Raw genomic sequence first — 16197 nt, forward strand, 5'->3', positions numbered from 1 at the left:
AACTTTCGGCAGCTCACATCAGCCGCAACCCGGAATAAGTAAGCCGACGTAACTATTGTACCTTTACAGAAAGGTAGTTCTAGGTTCAACTACCACTAGTTTCGATTCACGAGGAGATGGGTTGTCATGGCCACGTACGATGTAGCAGATCGCTCGGCGATCGTCACCGGAGCAGGCTCCGGAATCGGCCGCGCGGTTGCACTGGAATTGGCGGCGAACGGAGCATCGGTACTGGTCGCCGATCTCGACGGAGACCACGCCACGGCCGTCACCGACGAGATCACTGCAGCCGGAGGCACCGCGGCAGCCTTCGTCGGCAACGTTGCGAACCTGGACGACGTGAAGGCCATGGTCGCTGCGGCCGGTGACCTGGCTCCGCTTCGCATCGCCGTCAACAACGCAGGCATCGGAGGCGAACCCCTCCCCGTCGGCGACGTGTCGGTGGACAGCTGGCGCAAGGTCATCGAGGTCAATCTCAACGCGGTGTTCTACGGAATGAAGGCCCAGATCCCGGCCATCGCCGCAGCAGGCGGTGGATCCATCGTCAACATGGCCTCGGTCCTCGGCAGCGTCGGAATTGCCAACTCGGCCAGCTACGTCGCATCCAAGCACGGCCTGCTCGGTCTGACGAAGAACGCTGCGCTCGAGTACGGCGCACAGGGCGTTCGCGTCAACGCAGTCGGCCCCGGCTTCATCCGCACGCCGCTCCTCGTTGCCAACATGGACGAGGATGCGCGAAAGGCGTTGGAGGCCAAGCACGCTCTCGGTCGTCTCGGCACCTCCGAAGAGGTGTCCAGCCTCGTTGCCTTCCTTGCCAGCGACGCCGCAGGCTTCATCACCGGCAGCTACCACCTCGTCGACGGCGGCTACGCAGCCCAGTAGCTCCGGGCCGTGTCACCGCAGTCGATTCCGTCCGCTCGACGGTGCATCAGCGCACGAACGGCATGACCTGACGCACCTTGGGGTCGCGGAGGTAGAGCGCCGCCCACACCGCGACCCCGACGTACACCGCGAACAACACCGTGCTGAACAGTGGCTTGTCGACCCTCCAATTGGTCAGGACCGCTCCACCGAGGTAGCCGGTGAGCAGTACCGCGCCGAGAAATGCCGTGCGCGGCACCAGGAACAATGCAAGGCTGACCAACAGAACGACACCGATGACCGGCGTCATCTCCTCGCGTAGACCGAGATCGACCGTCGCGTCCCGCACTTGCTGCACATTGATCAACTTGGTCACTCCGTCGAAGATCAGGAAGATCGCGAGGAGTGCCGTCAGCACCCACCCGGCGCGTGCGGCAGTGCGGGAGCCGGACGGGACGGTCGGTGTCACGTTCTCGGTCTGTGTGTTGTTCGAGGCCATTGTCTTCTCCGATGCTCGCGGGGGAGTGTGTGCCTGTACCGACACCGCCCGGCTCGGAAACTCATCGCACGACGCGGTCAGATACCCAGTTCGCCCGAAATGTCCGCCGCGGCGAGCATCGACACGAGCAGAGGCACAACCTTCTTCGCTCCGACTCGGTACTCACCTCTCCCATGCTGTTCGACGATGTGGGCCGAGCCCAGCACCTTGAGGTGGTGGTAGACCTGCCCCGTCGACCCGAGCCCGACGGCCTCCTGGAGTTCCGACGCGTTGGCCGGTCCCCGCAGGAGCACTTTCACGATCTGCAATCGGACGGGATGGCCAAGGGCAGCAAGCACATCAGTCGTACGCGCGACCGAGAGGTCCAGGACCCCGTCGGGCGAATACCCGATGTCCCATGTCACGTCCCCGTGTAGATGGACGTCGCCGCGGTACGCGATCTCACCGCCCGTCGGGGCAGCTTTCTCTGTCGGAGCACCGACTTCGCGGCGTTCCAGCTCCGCGACCCTGGCCTCCAACTCGGCGAGTCTGGCCTCGAACTCCCCGCTCACACTGCGCAGGCAATTCGGTCGAAGCCCGACGGCGAGCTCAGCGCGTCGACGATAAGCGTCTGCTGGTTCCCGAAGCCGGCGAGAGCTGCCTCGTACCGATCGGCAGGCAACGAGTCGATCAGCCACACCGCCGTCGCCACGGTGCCGTCGTCCCGCCGTAGCTCGAATGCCTGCGTCAGGACGCCCGGCAGGTTGCCGCCTTTGAACCCGATTCCGGCGGCACCGTCGGGCGCGGGTCGGTATTCGAGCTGCCGCAGTGCGACATCGCTACCGTCACCGAAAGTTCCGTCGGCGATCGCGCGATAGAACCCGGCGAGTTCGGCAGCCGATCCCTGCGCCGACCGCTCCTGCACCCCGTCGACCTGCTGATCGTACGACGGCAGTTCGAGGCCTGCACTCACGTCCACACGGAACTGCTGATCGAAGGCCCACCTCTCCGCCGTCGCCCACGTGTCACCGTCGCCCAACGCGGGATCGAACAACGACAGCGTCTGCGTCACGAGTGTCGGAGCCTGGAAATTCTCCCACCCTCCGGCCGCGGCAGCACGCGTGAGCGCGTCGTCACCCAGCCGATAGCGCAGGTAGTCCGGCGCGGCATTGTCACTTTCCTGGATCATCGCGGAGACGATGTCGTCCAGCCGAACGGTGCCGGCAAGATCGGTCGCGCTGGTGCCGTCGCTCGCGATCCCCAGCCGTTCCAGCGCCGCCGGGTGCGCTCCGCCGTCCGTTCCCGGTACGTACCACCGCTCCCAATCCAACAGCGGCACTTGCTCGTCCGGGTCCAGTTCACCTACGGCGACTGCGCGAGCGTAGGCGCCGAGGTGGACCACTTTCACGGCCGATGCCAGCGGCTGCTGCTCCTCTGCGCGATGTTCGACGGTGCGTCCACTGCCGTCGTCGACCAGCAGGCTCACGGACTCCGGCGCCTGACCGATCAGACCCAACCACCCGTCCTCGGTGTTCAGATCCGTCGACGTCACCGGCGTGCACTCGTCCGGCTCCGGCGCACTGTCGGTGCCGGATGTGGACGTGCACCCCGTCGACACGAGTAGAGCCAGGCAGCTTGCGGATACAGCAATGGTTCGACGCATCGTGACCCCTCTGTCATTCCGTAATTTCGTAATTTCGTAATTTCAGATTAGGACACAGTGTAAGCAAGTTCAATGGGAACATATGTTCGAATGCGTGTTACTCTGAGTGGGCCGTCCTGGAGTCCCCCGGCTCCGGACGGTCCAAACGTCGAGCAGGCGGTGGCAAGCATGGATTCACCCGGAAAGAACGCGGCGGCGCATGACGACAGCGGAGGGTGATGACGGCAGCGGAACCCTCCATCGATTGGGCGATCGATGGGTCGAGAACGCACCGTGCAGGTGCGCTCGCGGTCACGCCCTCGGCCCACGGACCGTACTGGTCGGGTCGAGGGCGTGTTCCTGCGGACGAGGGCACCATCGAACCCACGCGTGCCGCACCTGCGGAGATGTCACCTTCAGCCCGCCACTCGGCCCGAGATGCGCGGACGCGAGCTTCGACTCACGCGGATCCCACCGCACCTAGGGCCGCCGGCCCGGTAAGGGACAATCGAGGGCATGGAACGCGATGCCACGGGCGACGAACCCCAGGCGGTGCCGGATTTCGACCGGCTCCGGAACGACTTCACCCGATTCATGATGGGGTACAAGTTCGGCATCGACGAACTCATGACCAAGATCAACATCTTGAAGGAGGAGTTCACCCACATCCATCGGTACAGTCCGATCGAGCACGTCGGTTCACGGCTCAAGACCCCCGAGAGCATCATCACCAAGGCTCGACGAAAGAACTGCCCGCTGACCCTCGACGACATCCGGTCGAACATCGTCGACATCGCGGGCATTCGCATCACGTGCAGCTTCATTTCCGACACGTACCGCATCGCGGACATGATCGGCAGCCAGACCGACGTGCGTGTACTCGAGGTCAAGGATTACATCGCGACGCCGAAACCGAACGGTTACAAGAGCCTTCATCTCATCGTCGAGATTCCGGTGTTCATGAGCGACCGTATCCAACCGGTGCCGGTGGAACTGCAGATCCGTACCATCGCGATGGATTTCTGGGCGAGCCTCGAACACAAGATCTTCTACAAGTACTCCGGGACCATTCCGGCGCCGTTGCTGGCCGAGCTCACCGAGGCCGCGGACAGCGCCAACCGCCTCGACGTCACAATGGAGCGGCTGCACGACGAGGTGGCCGAGTTCAAGAACGACAAGTCCGACGACGCCATCCACCTCAACTCGATGCCGCCGTTGGCTCTGCCCCGCGAACTGTTGATCGCCATGCTCGACGGCACCCGATCACTGTGACACGTCACAGAATCGTGGACGTGATCGACTGATACCGAACCGGTTTCGCCGTAGGACCCCCTCCTGGTGTGTCAGACTCCGATCGCGGGACCGTACAGAATCGGGGGATCGGGATGTCGGCAGCCGGCGACACGCTGGAAGAGCGGTACGAGTGGGTCGTCGACGCGATGGCGTCGCTCGCGATCACGACGATCGTCAAACGTGTGCTGGCGTTCGCGACCCTGAGCATGGCTATCATCCCGGCGTTGGAACTCGCGTCGGGGTACGCCCCCGCCACCACGGCCGGAGTAGCCGTCACGTGGGCATCGATGCTGTTCGCCTTCGCCGCCGCAGTGTGGTGGTGGGTGTCGCCGTGGCCTCGCATCGGCCCGGCCTTCGTATTCGTCATCGGATCCGACATCGCCATCTTCCTCGCAGTCTTCTCCTCGACCACACCACCCGCGATCACCCTGGCCAAGACTGCGTTCTTCATCGAGATCGGCATGTTCGTCGGCTTCTTCCTGGGCCGGTGGATGCTCGCGACGCACGTCGCGCTCTGCACACTGTTCACGACGGTGATTGCCGTCTGGGTGGTGGTCGAAGACGGTCTCAGCCCCATGATGACCGTGTTCGTATGGGCCCCGATCGTCGTGTCGATCAACGGATTCGTGCTTCTCCTGTACTTCTGCGCCAGCTCGGTCCGAATGGAGTTCGAGTAGTCAGATACGTTCGCGCAGTCTCATCGCATCGAACGGAGCGAAGCCCTTGACGTCGTTGTCGAAGTACGCGAAGACGTCTCGGCCCGTGGCTGTCCACTGCGCGATGCGATGAGCCCACTTGTCCAGGGCGGCATCGTCGTAACCGCTCGCGTACAGTTCCTCGTCGCCGTGCAATCGGAGGTACATGAAGTCCGACGTCGGCGTATCGATGAACGGGTAGCGTCCGGCAGTGTCGGCGACGACGAACGCAACATCTTTCTCTCGCAACAATTCGACGGCCTCGTCGCATCGGAAACTGTCGTGCCGTACCTCGAGTGCGTGACGCAACGGGCGGTCACCGTCGATCACGAGACTGACCCTGTCGTCGGGCAGCTTGTCGTCCCGTAGGCCCGCGAGAGCCACGGCCTCCGTGGTCGTGCGCGGCAGTAGATCGAAGAACGCAGCCAGCGCACCGGCGTCGAACTGCAGGTTGGGCGGCAACTGCCACAGAAATGGACCGAGTTTCGGTCCCAAGCTCAACACACCCGTCGAGTAGAAGTTGGCGAGAGCGGATTCGACGCCGACGAGCCTCTTGATGTGGGTGATGTACCGCCCGCCCTTGACGGAGAACACGAAGTCCTCCGGCGTGTCGTCACGCCACTTCACGAAGCTCGCCGGCTTCTGCATTGCGTAGAACGTTCCGTTGATCTCGATGGAGGACAGCCGTTCCGACGCGTACTCCAACTCTCGGCGGTGTGCCAGACCTTCGGGGTAGAAGTCACCACGCCACGGTGCGTACGTCCAACCCGAGATGCCGACCCTGACCGCCGGCGTCGATGTGTCCGGTACCCGTCGCGTCATGCGAATCAGTATGCCCTCACCGCATCAGACCGGCAGGGCTGTCTTTCCGGTTTCGCGAATGGTGAGAACCGTGGCGACGCCGATCGCGCAGACACCCATGACCCAGTATGCGGGAGACATGGCGTTGCCGGTCGATTCGACGAGCTGCGCCGCGACGTACGGAGCAGTACCACCGGCAGCGATGGTGCCGATGTTGAAACCGAGCGAGACTCCGGTGTAGCGAACGGACCTGGGGAAGAGCTCGGTGAAGAGAGGAAACGCGGGTACCTGGACGACGCCGTTGAGCACCATGTAGACGAAGTACACGATTCCGACGACGACGATGCTGGCCGTGGCACCGAGAATCATGAACGCGGGCAATGCGATCACGATGTACGCGAGGTATCCGGCGAGCAGCACGGGTTTGCGGCCGAATCTGTCGGTCATCATGCCGCTGAGGGGGAACGTGGCGCACGCCAACGCAATACTGATCGCGGATGTCCAGTACACCGCGTCCTTGGAGAACCCCAGATCGTTGATCAGGTACACACTGAAGTACGTCAGGCCGATGTACCCGGACCCGTTCATCGCGATCGCGATACCCACGACGCGCAGCACCGACCACGGGTTGCGCTTCACCACGTCGGACAGCGGGCTCTTGGTGACCTGGTTCTTCTCGGCCATCTCCTCGAATTCGGGACTGTCCTCGAGCTTCAACCTCACCCGCAGGCAGACGACAGCCAGGGGCAGAGCGAGAAGGAACGGAATTCGCCATCCCCAGGACGACATCTGCTCGTCGGTGGTGACGAGGGCGACCAGACCGACAACCGCTGCGGCGACGGCGAATCCGAGTGTCGAACCGATCGGCGTGAACGATCCGAAGAATCCCCGACGGTTGGGCGGCGCGGACTCGGCGATGTACGTTGCGGCGCCGCCGATCTCACCCCCGGCCGAGAACCCCTGCGCCAGGCGGATGATCACCAGCAGAACCGGAGCGAGGTAGCCGACGGACGAGTGCGTCGGAAGCAGCCCGAGGATGCCGCAGGCGATGCCCATGCAGACGACGGTGATGACCAGAGCGGATCGCCGACCACGTCGATCGCCGAGGCGGCCGAAGAAGATGCCGCCGAGGGGACGTGCGACGTAGGCGACGCCGAACACGGCGAGTGTTGCCAGGATCGACACTCCCGGGCTGGTGGACGGGAAGAACAGTGGAGCGATGACGACGGCGAGGAACCCGTACACCGCGAAGTCGTAGTACTCGATCAGAGTTCCGACGCCGCCGGCGATCGCGGCCCGTCTGGCGGTGGTGTTCGACTTTCCGGCGATTGCCACGTCGGTCCTCGTGGATGGGTGCGGCGCATTATTCATGTCGGCTGTCCTTGCTGTACGAGTGACTGCTGTGCGAGTGACTGCTGTGCGAGTGACTGCTGTGCGAGTTGGTGCTCGGCGATGAGGAGTTCGTAGGATCCGCCGGCCTCGATGACGGCGACGGTCCTGGGGTTCGGGGGCGAGCCGACGAGTTCGGTTCCGTCGTCGGTGCGGAGGGTCGCGGAGCGCCAGTCCAGTGTCACGGAATCACCCGTCGCCACGGCGGTGGACACTCCGGGAACGGTGATGAGCGGCATCCCGTTGAACGTTTCGCCTCGCCAGAATCCGGGCGAGAACGACTCGGCGACGATCGCTGCGATTCCGGCGTTGCGCAGCGCGACCATCGGCGGGTAGTGCGGGTGACCGTATCCGAAGTTCCGGCCACCGACGATGATGTCTCCGTGCCGAACTCGGTCGACGAACCCCGGGTCGTAGGCGTGCATGCACACAGACCTGAGGTGGTCGGGGTCGTAGGACTTGATGTTGGAGACCCCGACGACGAGGTCGATGTCGAAGTCGTCGCCGAAGATCCAGGCGACTCGTCCCTCGATGACGTCGGGTGGTGGTGGATAGGCACTCACGTCATGAACTCCATTCTCGAACGGTTCCGGCCAGGGCACTCGCCGCAACCGTGTACGGCGATCCCATGTAGATGTTCGCGTCGGAACTACCCATCCGGCCGGAGATGTTGAGAACTCCCGTGGAGATGCAGTTCTCACCTGCCTGGAGTGGCTTCTGATAGCCGAAGCAGAAGTCGCAGCTCGACACCGCGATGGTGGCCCCTGCGGATCGGAGTACGTCCAGAATTCCCTCGCGCTCGGCCTGCTCGTGTACCTGCTGCGAGGTCGGGACGACGTTCAGTTCGACGCCGGGGGCGATGGTGTTGCCGTCGAGCACCAGGGCAGCGGCACGAAGGTCTTCGATGCGCCCGCTCGCACAGGATCCGATGAAGGCCTTGGTGATCGGCGTTCCGGCGGCCTCCTTCGCGGTCATGGTGTTCGCGGCGCGCGCCGAGCCTGGCTGTACGACGCGGGGGACGACCTCCGACAGATCGATGGTGTGCCGGGCCGCGTACACGGCGTCGGCGTCGGGGTGAACCGGCTCGAAGCTCTGGCGTGCAACCGTGTTCGCGTACGCCAACGACGTCTCGTCCGGCTCGAACACCGCGGACACTGCACCGGTGAACATTGCCATGCCGCACAGTCCTTGACGGTGATCGATCTTCATCGACCGAGCGCCGGGACCGCCGAATTCCATGACCTGGTGCGCGCATCCGTCGGCGCCGACGAGATCGATGATGGTGTGGACGAGGTCTCTGCTGTCCACGCCCGGGGAGAATTCACCGACGAGATCGAACCGTGTGGTGGCTGGAATGTCGACGTACACCTTCCCGGTCACCCATGCCTCGATGAGATCGCGTCGGATTCCCCACCCGAGCGCTCCGAACGCTCCGACGCCGCTGATGTGGCCGTCGAAATGAACGAGGAAGTCGCCCGGAATCGCCAGTCCCAGTTCGGCCGTCAGCTGGTGGCCGATTCCGCGGCCTTCGTGCAGTTCGATCCCGTAGAACTCGCACCAGTCACGCGTGACCTTGTGGACCTCGGCTTCTTTGTCGTTGTTCTTCGTCAACATGTGGTCGATGAACACGACGTACCGACTCGGATCCTCGAGCTCGGTGATGCCGAAGTCCTCCCGCATCTGACGGAACATCACGTCGGTGTACCCGGGGAAGTCGTAGGCGATCATGCGGGCCGGACGGACCGGGTGATTCTCACCCGCGCGTACCGTCTCGCTGTCGCAGGTGCGAGCCAGAATCTTCTCGGTCATGGTGTAGCCGGGACTCGTCGGGTGGGGACTCGTCGGGTGGGGACTCGTCGGGTGGGGACTCATTTGGCAGCCTCGGGGAGGTATTTGCGCTGTTTGGCTTCGACGTCGGAGAAGCCGATGAGGTCGACGAATTCGTGGTGCGACAGTGCGTCGGCGCTGACCGCGGCGGGAGCTTCGCCCCCGGCGAGGCGCCGCAGTGCCGTTTGCGCGGCGCCGGTTGCCGCCATGAGAACCTGCGTCGGCAAGAGGGCGAGTCGAACTCCGATGCGCTCCAGCACTTCCGGAGTGAAGTCGCGTTCGGTCCAGGTCGACGCCGTCAGCGTGGCCATCAGTGGAACGCCTACCTCGTCGTGGCAACGCTCCCATTCCTCGATGGTCTCGAACGTCTTGGTGACGGGCATGATCATGTCCGCGCCCGCCTCGACGTATGCCTGCGCACGACGGATCGCGTCGTCGCCCCGAGCATCGGTGCGCGCGATGAGCAGCACCGTGTCGGGTGTGGAGTCTCGCACGGCACGGATCTTGCCCGTCGCCTCTTCGACGTCGACGAGTGCCACCGGGTCGCCGACGCAGATGGGGCAGGACTTGGGAGACACCTGGTCCTCCATGAACATTCCTTGCACGCCTGCGTCGACGAACTTCGTCGCGGTTCGTGCAGCATTGACGGCGTTGCCGTAGCCGGTGTCGATGTCCGCGACCAGGGGAAGTTTCGAGGTTTCCCGGATGGTCCTGATGGCCTGAAGGTTCTCCGACATGGTGTACAGCTCGGCGTCGGGGAGTCCGAGCGCAGCGGACACCGCGAATCCCGACGCGCACAGTGCGTCGAATCCGGCCTGCTCGGCGAGCTTGGCCGTCAGACCGTCCCACACCCCGGGGGCGTAGACGAGTCCGGCGGAGGTGAGGTCCTTGAGGGTGGGTGTCGAAGCCGTCATCACTGAGTCCGTTCCGTATTGCGGAATGAGTTCCGTATTTCGTGATACGAAGCTAGAGTGGTCCGGGTCACATGTCAACACGGCACCCCGAAGACGCCGGTTCGTATGATGGCCAGACCGATCACGGACTACCCCCGAAAGCGAGTAACCAGTGGCTGCGCCCTTCCAGTCCGACACCCAGGCGGGACGGGACATCGTCGGAGCCGTCCTCAAGGCATGCACTCTGCTGGAGCATTTCGACGCCTCCCGCCCGGTCTGGACTCTCGGAGATCTCACCGCGGCGAGCGAGATGAACAAGACGACGGTGCATCGCTTGATGACCACTCTCGTTCACGCTGGGTGGATCGACCGGACGGCGGACGGGGCATACCGCGTCGCGATGCCGGTGTTCGAAATCGGCTCGGCGGCATTGGTGAACCTGGACATCCGAACGGCAGCGCGGCCGTATATGACCCAACTCGCCGACGCATTCGGGGACACCGCCTACCTGATGGTTCCCGCCGAGGAAGGTGCCGTGTGCATCGATCGGCTCGAAGGGAACAATCCGTTGGTGGTCGCGGGCATCAACATCGGCTCGGTGCTGCCCTACCACGCTGCTGCAGGCCCCATCGTGATGCTCGCCAACTCGGACACGTTGCGTGACAAGTGGATACAGAGCGATCTGCACGCATTCACCGAACACACCGTCACCGACGCAACCCGCCTGCGCGAGCACCTCGACGCCGTCAGAACTGCCGGATATTCCGTGAGCAATTCCGACTACCTGACCGGCGTCGCCGCTGTCGCCGCCCCGATCCTCGGACGAGGAGGAGCCGTCGTGGCCTCCATCAGCATCGGCGGACGAGTCGAGGCATTCGAAGGCGAAGCCCTGGACCGGAAGATCGAACGCGTTCGCGACGCTGCCACCCGGCTGACGCGTGCTGCCGAGGCGTTACCTCAGCGAACGTGACGTTTCGGTCCGTGATCGGGCCGTCACTCTCGCCCCCGACACCTACTCCCGAGCGTCGGTAGCCTGGACAGAGTGAAGGCCGCCCCGACCATCGGATCTCTCCTGCTCGCGTGTGCTCTCGTCGGCGCCGACGCCGTGGCCGCCCCCGGCGAGATCCGGTCGCAGGCACCCGCCACGGCGGTACCCGCCCTCGGACTCACCTCCGTTCCGGAGGCGGTGTCCGCCGACATGGTCGCCGGAGTGGGCGACGGCACCGCGAGTGTCGAGGAGTCGTCGGGCTCCGCCTCCCGAACATCGGCGTGGGACGAATTCCCGTACCTCCGCTACACCGCGACGTTCGCCCCCGGAGTCGAGTCCGCTGTTCTCACGTGGAACGGCACCTCCGTCAACACCAACGATCTTGCAATGCATGTGCGCGCACCCGGGTCGGACTCCTGGGGGCAGGCCGTCGCCGTCGCCCGCCCCGACACCAGCGGGGGCGACATCACTCTCGCGGCGCCCGTGACGGGAATCGACGGCGACGTCGAGGTGATGATCATCGACAGCCCCCGCGCCGATCGGTCCTTCGTCGACGACAACGCCTCTCCCGACGGCGCTTTCGCCGAGCCGGGCACCTACGACTTCGCGCTGCAACACATCAGTGACACCCAGTACATCTCGCGGGACGATCCCACCGTCTACGACGACATGACGCAGTGGACCGTCGACAATGCCGAGAAGTACGGCATCGACTACAGCATGCACACGGGGGACATCATCCAGAGTTGGATCAGCCCCGGCCGTCCGGATGCGCAGTCGCGCATCGAATTCGAGGCTGCGAGCGAGTCCATGAAGCGGCTGGAGGATGCGGGTGTTCCGCACGGGGTGCTCCCCGGCAACCACGACAACCTGTGGAATGTCGCGGGCAAACTGGTGCCCGGAATGCACGAGCAGAACCACGCTCTGTACAACGAATACTTCGGCCCTCAGCGATACCGAGATCAGCCGTGGTGGGGTGATTCGTTCACGGCCAAGGACAATTCGGCACACTACGACCTGATCGACATCGCAGGCGCGAAGTTCCTGATGCTCTACATCGGATACAACCCGCCCGAGAAGGTCATGAAGTGGGCCGAGCAGGTTCTCGACGATCATCCGGATCGGAACGTCGTGATCGGCACCCACTACTACCTGGACGAAGGCGGCGAGAAGAAGCTGATGGCCTTCGGCGACATCGGCGCCAGCTCGGGTCAACAGATCTGGAACCGCCTCGTGAAGCCGTACGAATCGGTGTTCCTCGTGTTGTCGGGGCATGTCGACGGGCAGGCCACCGTCGTCGACAGAGAGGTCGACGACACCGGCCGCACCGTCGTCCAACTCCTCGCGGACTACCAGTACTTCGAGGTCGACGGCGAACGCGCCACAGGCTTCCAACGCCTCCTGCAATTCGACGTCGACGGCGGACAGATGGCCGTCACGACACATTCACCTGCTCTGAATCGGTTCGACGTGGAGAACTACGATCCCCGACGCCGATTCGTCCCCGAGGACGGAGAATTCGTCACCGACTTCACACTCCGCGCCGACGTTCCCCGAGCCGTCAGCGCGCGATAGCCGCCCAGGTGTCTTCCTGTGTACGTGGGCCGAGCAGACCTGATTGCGTGACAACGACTTCCGTCGCACCTGCATCGTAGTAGCGCTGAATTCCTGCCTTCACGTCGGCTGCGGATCCGACCAGTACCAATTCGGCCGCCCGCTCCACCCCTTCCTCGGCCACCACCCGCTGATACGACGGGATGGCATCGTAGAAGGACATGGCATCCTCGGCGGCGGCCCGGCCGGCGTCCACGTCGTCGGTGACGAGCGCGGCAACGAACGCGATGACGCGGACCGGTTTCCGGCCTGCGCCGGAGGCAGCCCTGTTCACCTGGGGAACGATGCTCGTGTCGAGTACCCGCGGACCGGCCAGGAAGGGCAGGATGCCGTCGGCGAGTTCCCCGCTGGCCCGTAGCGCCCGCGGTCCCATCGCAGCGACGAGCAATGGTAGATCCGTGCCGGCGCCGGCCACGGTGGTCGGCAACGGCGGCGCGGCGGTGATGAACTCGCCGTGATGATCGGCGGTTCCCGTCTCCACGAGCGATCTGGCGACGGTGAGGAATTCACGAACCCGGTCGACGGGTTTCGAGTAGGTCACGCCGAACGCTCGCTCGACGAGGTCGGGTGCGCCCAATGCCAGACCGAGCTGGAACCGCCCCTGAGTCGCAGCCTGTACGGTTTGCGCCTGCGACACCACCAACAGCGGATGACGCGCGAAGATCGGGACAGCCGAGGTACCGACCTTCAGCGCGGGAACCTCCCGTCCGACGATTCCGGCCAGGGTGATCGCGTCGTAGTCGAACCTCTGCCCGAACCACGCGGAATCGAATCCCGCGGACGCCGCGACCGTCGCCTGACGGACCACGTCGTCGACCGCATTTCCCTCGTCACTGGTGCTGAGCGCAACTCCGATAGTCATTCTTCCGACAACCCGTCGGCGAGGCCCCTGGATTCCCGGTTCGCGACTTTCGCTCAGCCTGATTTCAATCCGCGTTCACGTCCGAACACCGTCCAGATACTCGAGCACGGCCAGCACTCGACGGTGCTGCGCATCCGAGGGAGGCAGATCGAACTTGGCGAAGACATTGCCCACATGCTTCTCGACGACCCGCTCGGAGACTGTCAGCTTGGACGCCACCGCAGAGTTCGTCAAACCCTGTGCCATCAATGCGAGCACCTCCCGTTCACGGGGTGTCAACCTGTCCAACGACGTCCGCCGCTTGCTGGCGCCCATCAACTGGGTGATCACCTCGGGATCGAGAGCGGTGCCGCCCGCCGCGACGCGAGCCAACGCCTCGACGAATTCGCCGACGTCGGCGACACGATCCTTCAGCAGATACCCGACTCCCGACGCCCTGTCCGCCAACAGCTCTGCCGCATAGCGCGTCTCGACCCACTGGGAGAAGACCATGACCCCCGTCTCCGGGCGTCGGCGTCGAAGTGCCACTGCCGCGACGAGACCCTCGTCGGTGAAGCTCGGCGGCATCCTGATGTCGATGATCGCGACGTCGGGACGATGCTCGTCGACGGCGGCCTCCAGCGCCTCGGCGTTTCCGACTGCCGCACACACCTCGTTGCCACGTTCGATCAGCAGCTGCGCCAGACCATCCCGCAGGATGACGTTGTCCTCGGCGATGACGATTCTCACGACATCATCCTTTCTCGGTCATCGGCAGCACCAGGGTCACGACCGTCGGTCCACCTGCCGGACTGGCCACTGTCATCGTTCCGTCGACCGTCGATGCTCTCGACTCCAGCCCGGTGATTCCTGTTCCGGCACCGGGTACGGCTCCGCCGATTCCGTTGTCCCGCACGGCGACGACAACCCGGTTCTGCTCCTCACGGACCGAGATCCATGCGGTCGACGCATGAGCGTGCTTGACGATGTTGGTCAGGAGTTCCGCCACACTGAAGTACGCGATCGTTTCGACACTCCTGCTGGGCCTGGACCCCAGGTGAACCGAGAGCACGGTCGGCACGGCCGACCGAGCCGCGAGTGTCTTCAGTGCCGCCTCGAGCCCGAGATCCAATGCCGGCGGGTGGATACCGCGAACGACCTCCCTGAGTTCGCGAAGCGCGTCCTTGGCCGTGCCGTGGGCGGCGGTGATCAATTCTGTCGCGTCCTCGCCTCGTGCGAGTTTGTCCTCGGCTCGCCCCAAAGCCATTGCCATCGTCACCAGACGTGCCTGGGTTCCGTCGTGCAGATCTCGTTCCACCCGGCGCAACGTCGCGGCCGAATCATCGACCGCCACAGCGCGCGTCGTCTCCAGTTGTGCGACCCGTACGTCGTACTCGCTTTCACCGAGCAAGGCCTCGATCAGGAAGCGCTCGACAGCGGCCAGCAGTCTGATCGGCCACGGTGCAACGAAGAGGCACACGATTCCGAGCAGAACGAGCACGATCATCTGCGGCCAGGTGTCGAAGTAGACGGAGCCGAACGACACGAACGAATGCCGCACGTTGCCGTCGCTGTCGAGCTGAGTCGGATCGAAGACAACTCCGACGACCGGAGACAACGCCATCGCGAGCGCGATGACAAGAAAGAGAAATGCTCCGAATGCGCTCGCCAGCGCCACGACCGACTGAATGACCATGAACAAGATCGCACGCCATCCCGCCCGATCGGTCAATGCAGCGGCCAGTGACCCGACCACGCCCTGCCACCGAAACGGCTGCGGCGCAGGCACGTGCGTACCCAGAAGTCGATCCGACAGCAGACGGAACGCAACACCCCACGCACGCGCTCCGACAATGACCACAGCCAAGATCGGAATACCCACCAGCAGTACGACGAGGACCGTTCCGAACATGAACCCGACGAACAGATACGCAGCACCCAGCGCTCCCAGCATCGAGCTCACCAGAAGATAGCCGCCCTCGCGCCAGGTGCGGCCGTCGATCGGCGCGCGCAGTATCAGGCTCGTCATCGATCTCGCCCTCTCTCCCGTTCCGGCTGATTCAGTATCCACTGCCTCGATCTCCACCAGAGTTGTCATGCACTCAGCCTTGCCTGTCAGGGCCGACGAATCGAGGGTGCGGGCCACCATGCCGAAGGTGTGGCCAGCTACACCACGGGTCGTTCAAAGTTCAACTTGCACAGCGTTATTCATGCGAACGTGTGTTCGAAAACTTGTCGGTGGGTCTGGTTATCGTGGTGTCATGCTCATGGGGGATGAGGGTTCGGGGACAGCAGTCGACGACTCGGCGGTCGGTGACGCGGCGGTCGGTGACGCGGCGGTCGACAGTACGGGGTCGGTGTTGCCGATCGAGGCGGCGTATCTGGCTCAGGTGGTGGCGACGTTGGAGCGTCAGGTGGAGATTCTGAGTCGGATGAACATGCGCGGCGCCAGCACGGCGGATCAGCGTGCGGTGTTGGTGCGTACCGAGGCGGTGACGCGGTCGTTGTTCGGGCAGTCGCACACCTGGCTGGCGGATCTGATGGATCTGCGTGGTCTCGACGACATCTGGGGATCGGTCCCCGACGCTCTGGCGGTGTTGCTGCGGATCTCCCGCAGGCGGGCTGGGCAGCGTATCCGTTTGGCGGAGACCCTCGGTACCCGCACAGCGATGACGGGGGAACGTCTGGCCCCGGAACTGCCCGCGACAGCTGCTGCCGCGCAGGAGGGGGTGCTCGACGAGGAACCGCAGGAGGTGATCCGCAAGTTCTTCCGGCGCCTGGGCAGCAAAAGCGATGTCGAGACGCGGGCGAGCGCGGAGCGGCAGTTGGCGCAGCTGGCTCGCGAGCTCGGTCCGGACGAGTTCGCGGCCGCCGC

At 64.3% G+C, this 16197-nt stretch carries 17 protein-coding genes; 6 read left to right on the forward strand and 11 right to left on the reverse strand.

Going from position 1 to position 16197, the window contains the following annotated elements:
- Positions 1–126: 126 nt before the first annotated feature.
- Entirely contained in the window at positions 127–882 is a 756-nt protein-coding gene (locus tag H292_RS0119310; RefSeq protein WP_020112475.1) for an SDR family NAD(P)-dependent oxidoreductase, read from the forward strand.
- Between the two features lie 46 nt (positions 883–928).
- Here H292_RS0119310 and H292_RS0119315 read toward each other — a convergent pair whose 3' ends face one another.
- The 3 genes from H292_RS0119315 to H292_RS0119325 form a co-directional block, all read right to left on the reverse strand.
- Positions 929–1360 (reverse strand): DoxX family protein, encoded by a 432-nt coding sequence (locus H292_RS0119315; protein ID WP_020112476.1) that lies wholly within the window; start codon positions 1358–1360, stop codon positions 929–931.
- A 77-nt stretch (positions 1361–1437) separates the two neighbouring features.
- A complete protein-coding gene (locus H292_RS0119320; protein WP_020112477.1) occupies positions 1438–1911 on the reverse strand; it encodes an ArsR/SmtB family transcription factor in 474 nt (157 codons plus the stop codon).
- Positions 1908–3002 (reverse strand): serine hydrolase, encoded by a 1095-nt coding sequence (locus H292_RS0119325; protein ID WP_020112478.1) that lies wholly within the window; start codon positions 3000–3002, stop codon positions 1908–1910. The genes H292_RS0119320 and H292_RS0119325 overlap by 4 nt, the downstream gene beginning before the upstream one ends.
- A gap of 495 nt (positions 3003–3497) precedes the next feature.
- Here H292_RS0119325 and H292_RS0119330 point away from each other — a divergent pair, with 495 nt between their 5' ends.
- Positions 3498–4253: a GTP pyrophosphokinase gene (locus tag H292_RS0119330; protein ID WP_019666998.1), complete on the forward strand. Its 756-nt coding sequence runs from the start codon at positions 3498–3500 to the stop codon at positions 4251–4253.
- Positions 4254–4366: 113 nt separating this feature from the next.
- Positions 4367–4951: a hypothetical protein gene (locus tag H292_RS0119335; protein WP_019666999.1), complete on the forward strand. Its 585-nt coding sequence runs from the start codon at positions 4367–4369 to the stop codon at positions 4949–4951.
- On the opposite strand, the gene H292_RS0119340 is transcribed toward H292_RS0119335, so the two are convergent.
- The 5 genes from H292_RS0119340 to H292_RS0119360 are packed head-to-tail and all read right to left on the reverse strand — an operon-like array spanning position 4952 to position 9900.
- Positions 4952–5791, reverse strand: coding sequence for a DUF72 domain-containing protein (locus H292_RS0119340; RefSeq protein WP_020112479.1), 840 nt, complete (start codon positions 5789–5791; stop codon positions 4952–4954).
- 24 nt (positions 5792–5815) lie between these two features.
- Positions 5816–7141 carry an MFS transporter gene (locus H292_RS0119345; RefSeq protein WP_051127773.1) on the reverse strand — a complete coding sequence of 442 codons (1326 nt, stop codon included), beginning with the start codon at positions 7139–7141 and terminating at the stop codon, positions 5816–5818.
- Positions 7138–7722 carry a 3-isopropylmalate dehydratase gene (locus H292_RS0119350; RefSeq protein ID WP_020112481.1) on the reverse strand — a complete coding sequence of 195 codons (585 nt, stop codon included), beginning with the start codon at positions 7720–7722 and terminating at the stop codon, positions 7138–7140. The genes H292_RS0119345 and H292_RS0119350 overlap by 4 nt, the downstream gene beginning before the upstream one ends.
- A gap of 1 nt (position 7723) precedes the next feature.
- Complete coding sequence (locus tag H292_RS0119355; protein ID WP_019667003.1) at positions 7724–8968, reverse strand: 3-isopropylmalate dehydratase large subunit; 1245 nt, start codon at positions 8966–8968, stop codon at positions 7724–7726.
- 59 nt (positions 8969–9027) lie between these two features.
- Entirely contained in the window at positions 9028–9900 is an 873-nt protein-coding gene (locus H292_RS0119360; protein ID WP_020112482.1) for an isocitrate lyase/PEP mutase family protein, read from the reverse strand.
- 151 nt (positions 9901–10051) lie between these two features.
- Between H292_RS0119360 and H292_RS0119365 the strand changes: the two genes are divergently transcribed.
- Positions 10052–10849 carry an IclR family transcriptional regulator gene (locus tag H292_RS0119365; protein WP_019667005.1) on the forward strand — a complete coding sequence of 266 codons (798 nt, stop codon included), beginning with the start codon at positions 10052–10054 and terminating at the stop codon, positions 10847–10849.
- Between the two features lie 72 nt (positions 10850–10921).
- Complete coding sequence (locus H292_RS0119370; RefSeq protein WP_020112483.1) at positions 10922–12442, forward strand: metallophosphoesterase; 1521 nt, start codon at positions 10922–10924, stop codon at positions 12440–12442.
- Here the strand turns inward: H292_RS0119370 and H292_RS0119375 are convergent.
- The 3 genes from H292_RS0119375 to H292_RS0119385 all read right to left on the reverse strand — a co-directional run bounded on the left by H292_RS0119375 (position 12429) and on the right by H292_RS0119385 (position 15351).
- A complete protein-coding gene (locus tag H292_RS0119375) occupies positions 12429–13343 on the reverse strand; it encodes a TIGR03564 family F420-dependent LLM class oxidoreductase (protein WP_020112484.1) in 915 nt (304 codons plus the stop codon). The two genes, H292_RS0119370 and H292_RS0119375, sit on opposite strands and share 14 nt — an antisense overlap.
- A gap of 75 nt (positions 13344–13418) precedes the next feature.
- Positions 13419–14072, reverse strand: coding sequence for a response regulator (locus H292_RS0119380; protein WP_020112485.1), 654 nt, complete (start codon positions 14070–14072; stop codon positions 13419–13421).
- Between the two features lie 4 nt (positions 14073–14076).
- Positions 14077–15351, reverse strand: coding sequence for a sensor histidine kinase (locus tag H292_RS0119385; protein ID WP_231383878.1), 1275 nt, complete (start codon positions 15349–15351; stop codon positions 14077–14079).
- 232 nt (positions 15352–15583) lie between these two features.
- Between H292_RS0119385 and H292_RS0119390 the strand changes: the two genes are divergently transcribed.
- On the forward strand, positions 15584–16197 hold a 614-nt coding region (locus H292_RS0119390; RefSeq protein ID WP_020112486.1), incomplete at its 3' end, for a DUF222 domain-containing protein.

Source organism: Rhodococcus sp. 114MFTsu3.1 (assembly GCF_000383555.1).
Classification (GTDB): Bacteria; Actinomycetota; Actinomycetes; order Mycobacteriales; family Mycobacteriaceae; genus Rhodococcoides; species Rhodococcoides fascians_E.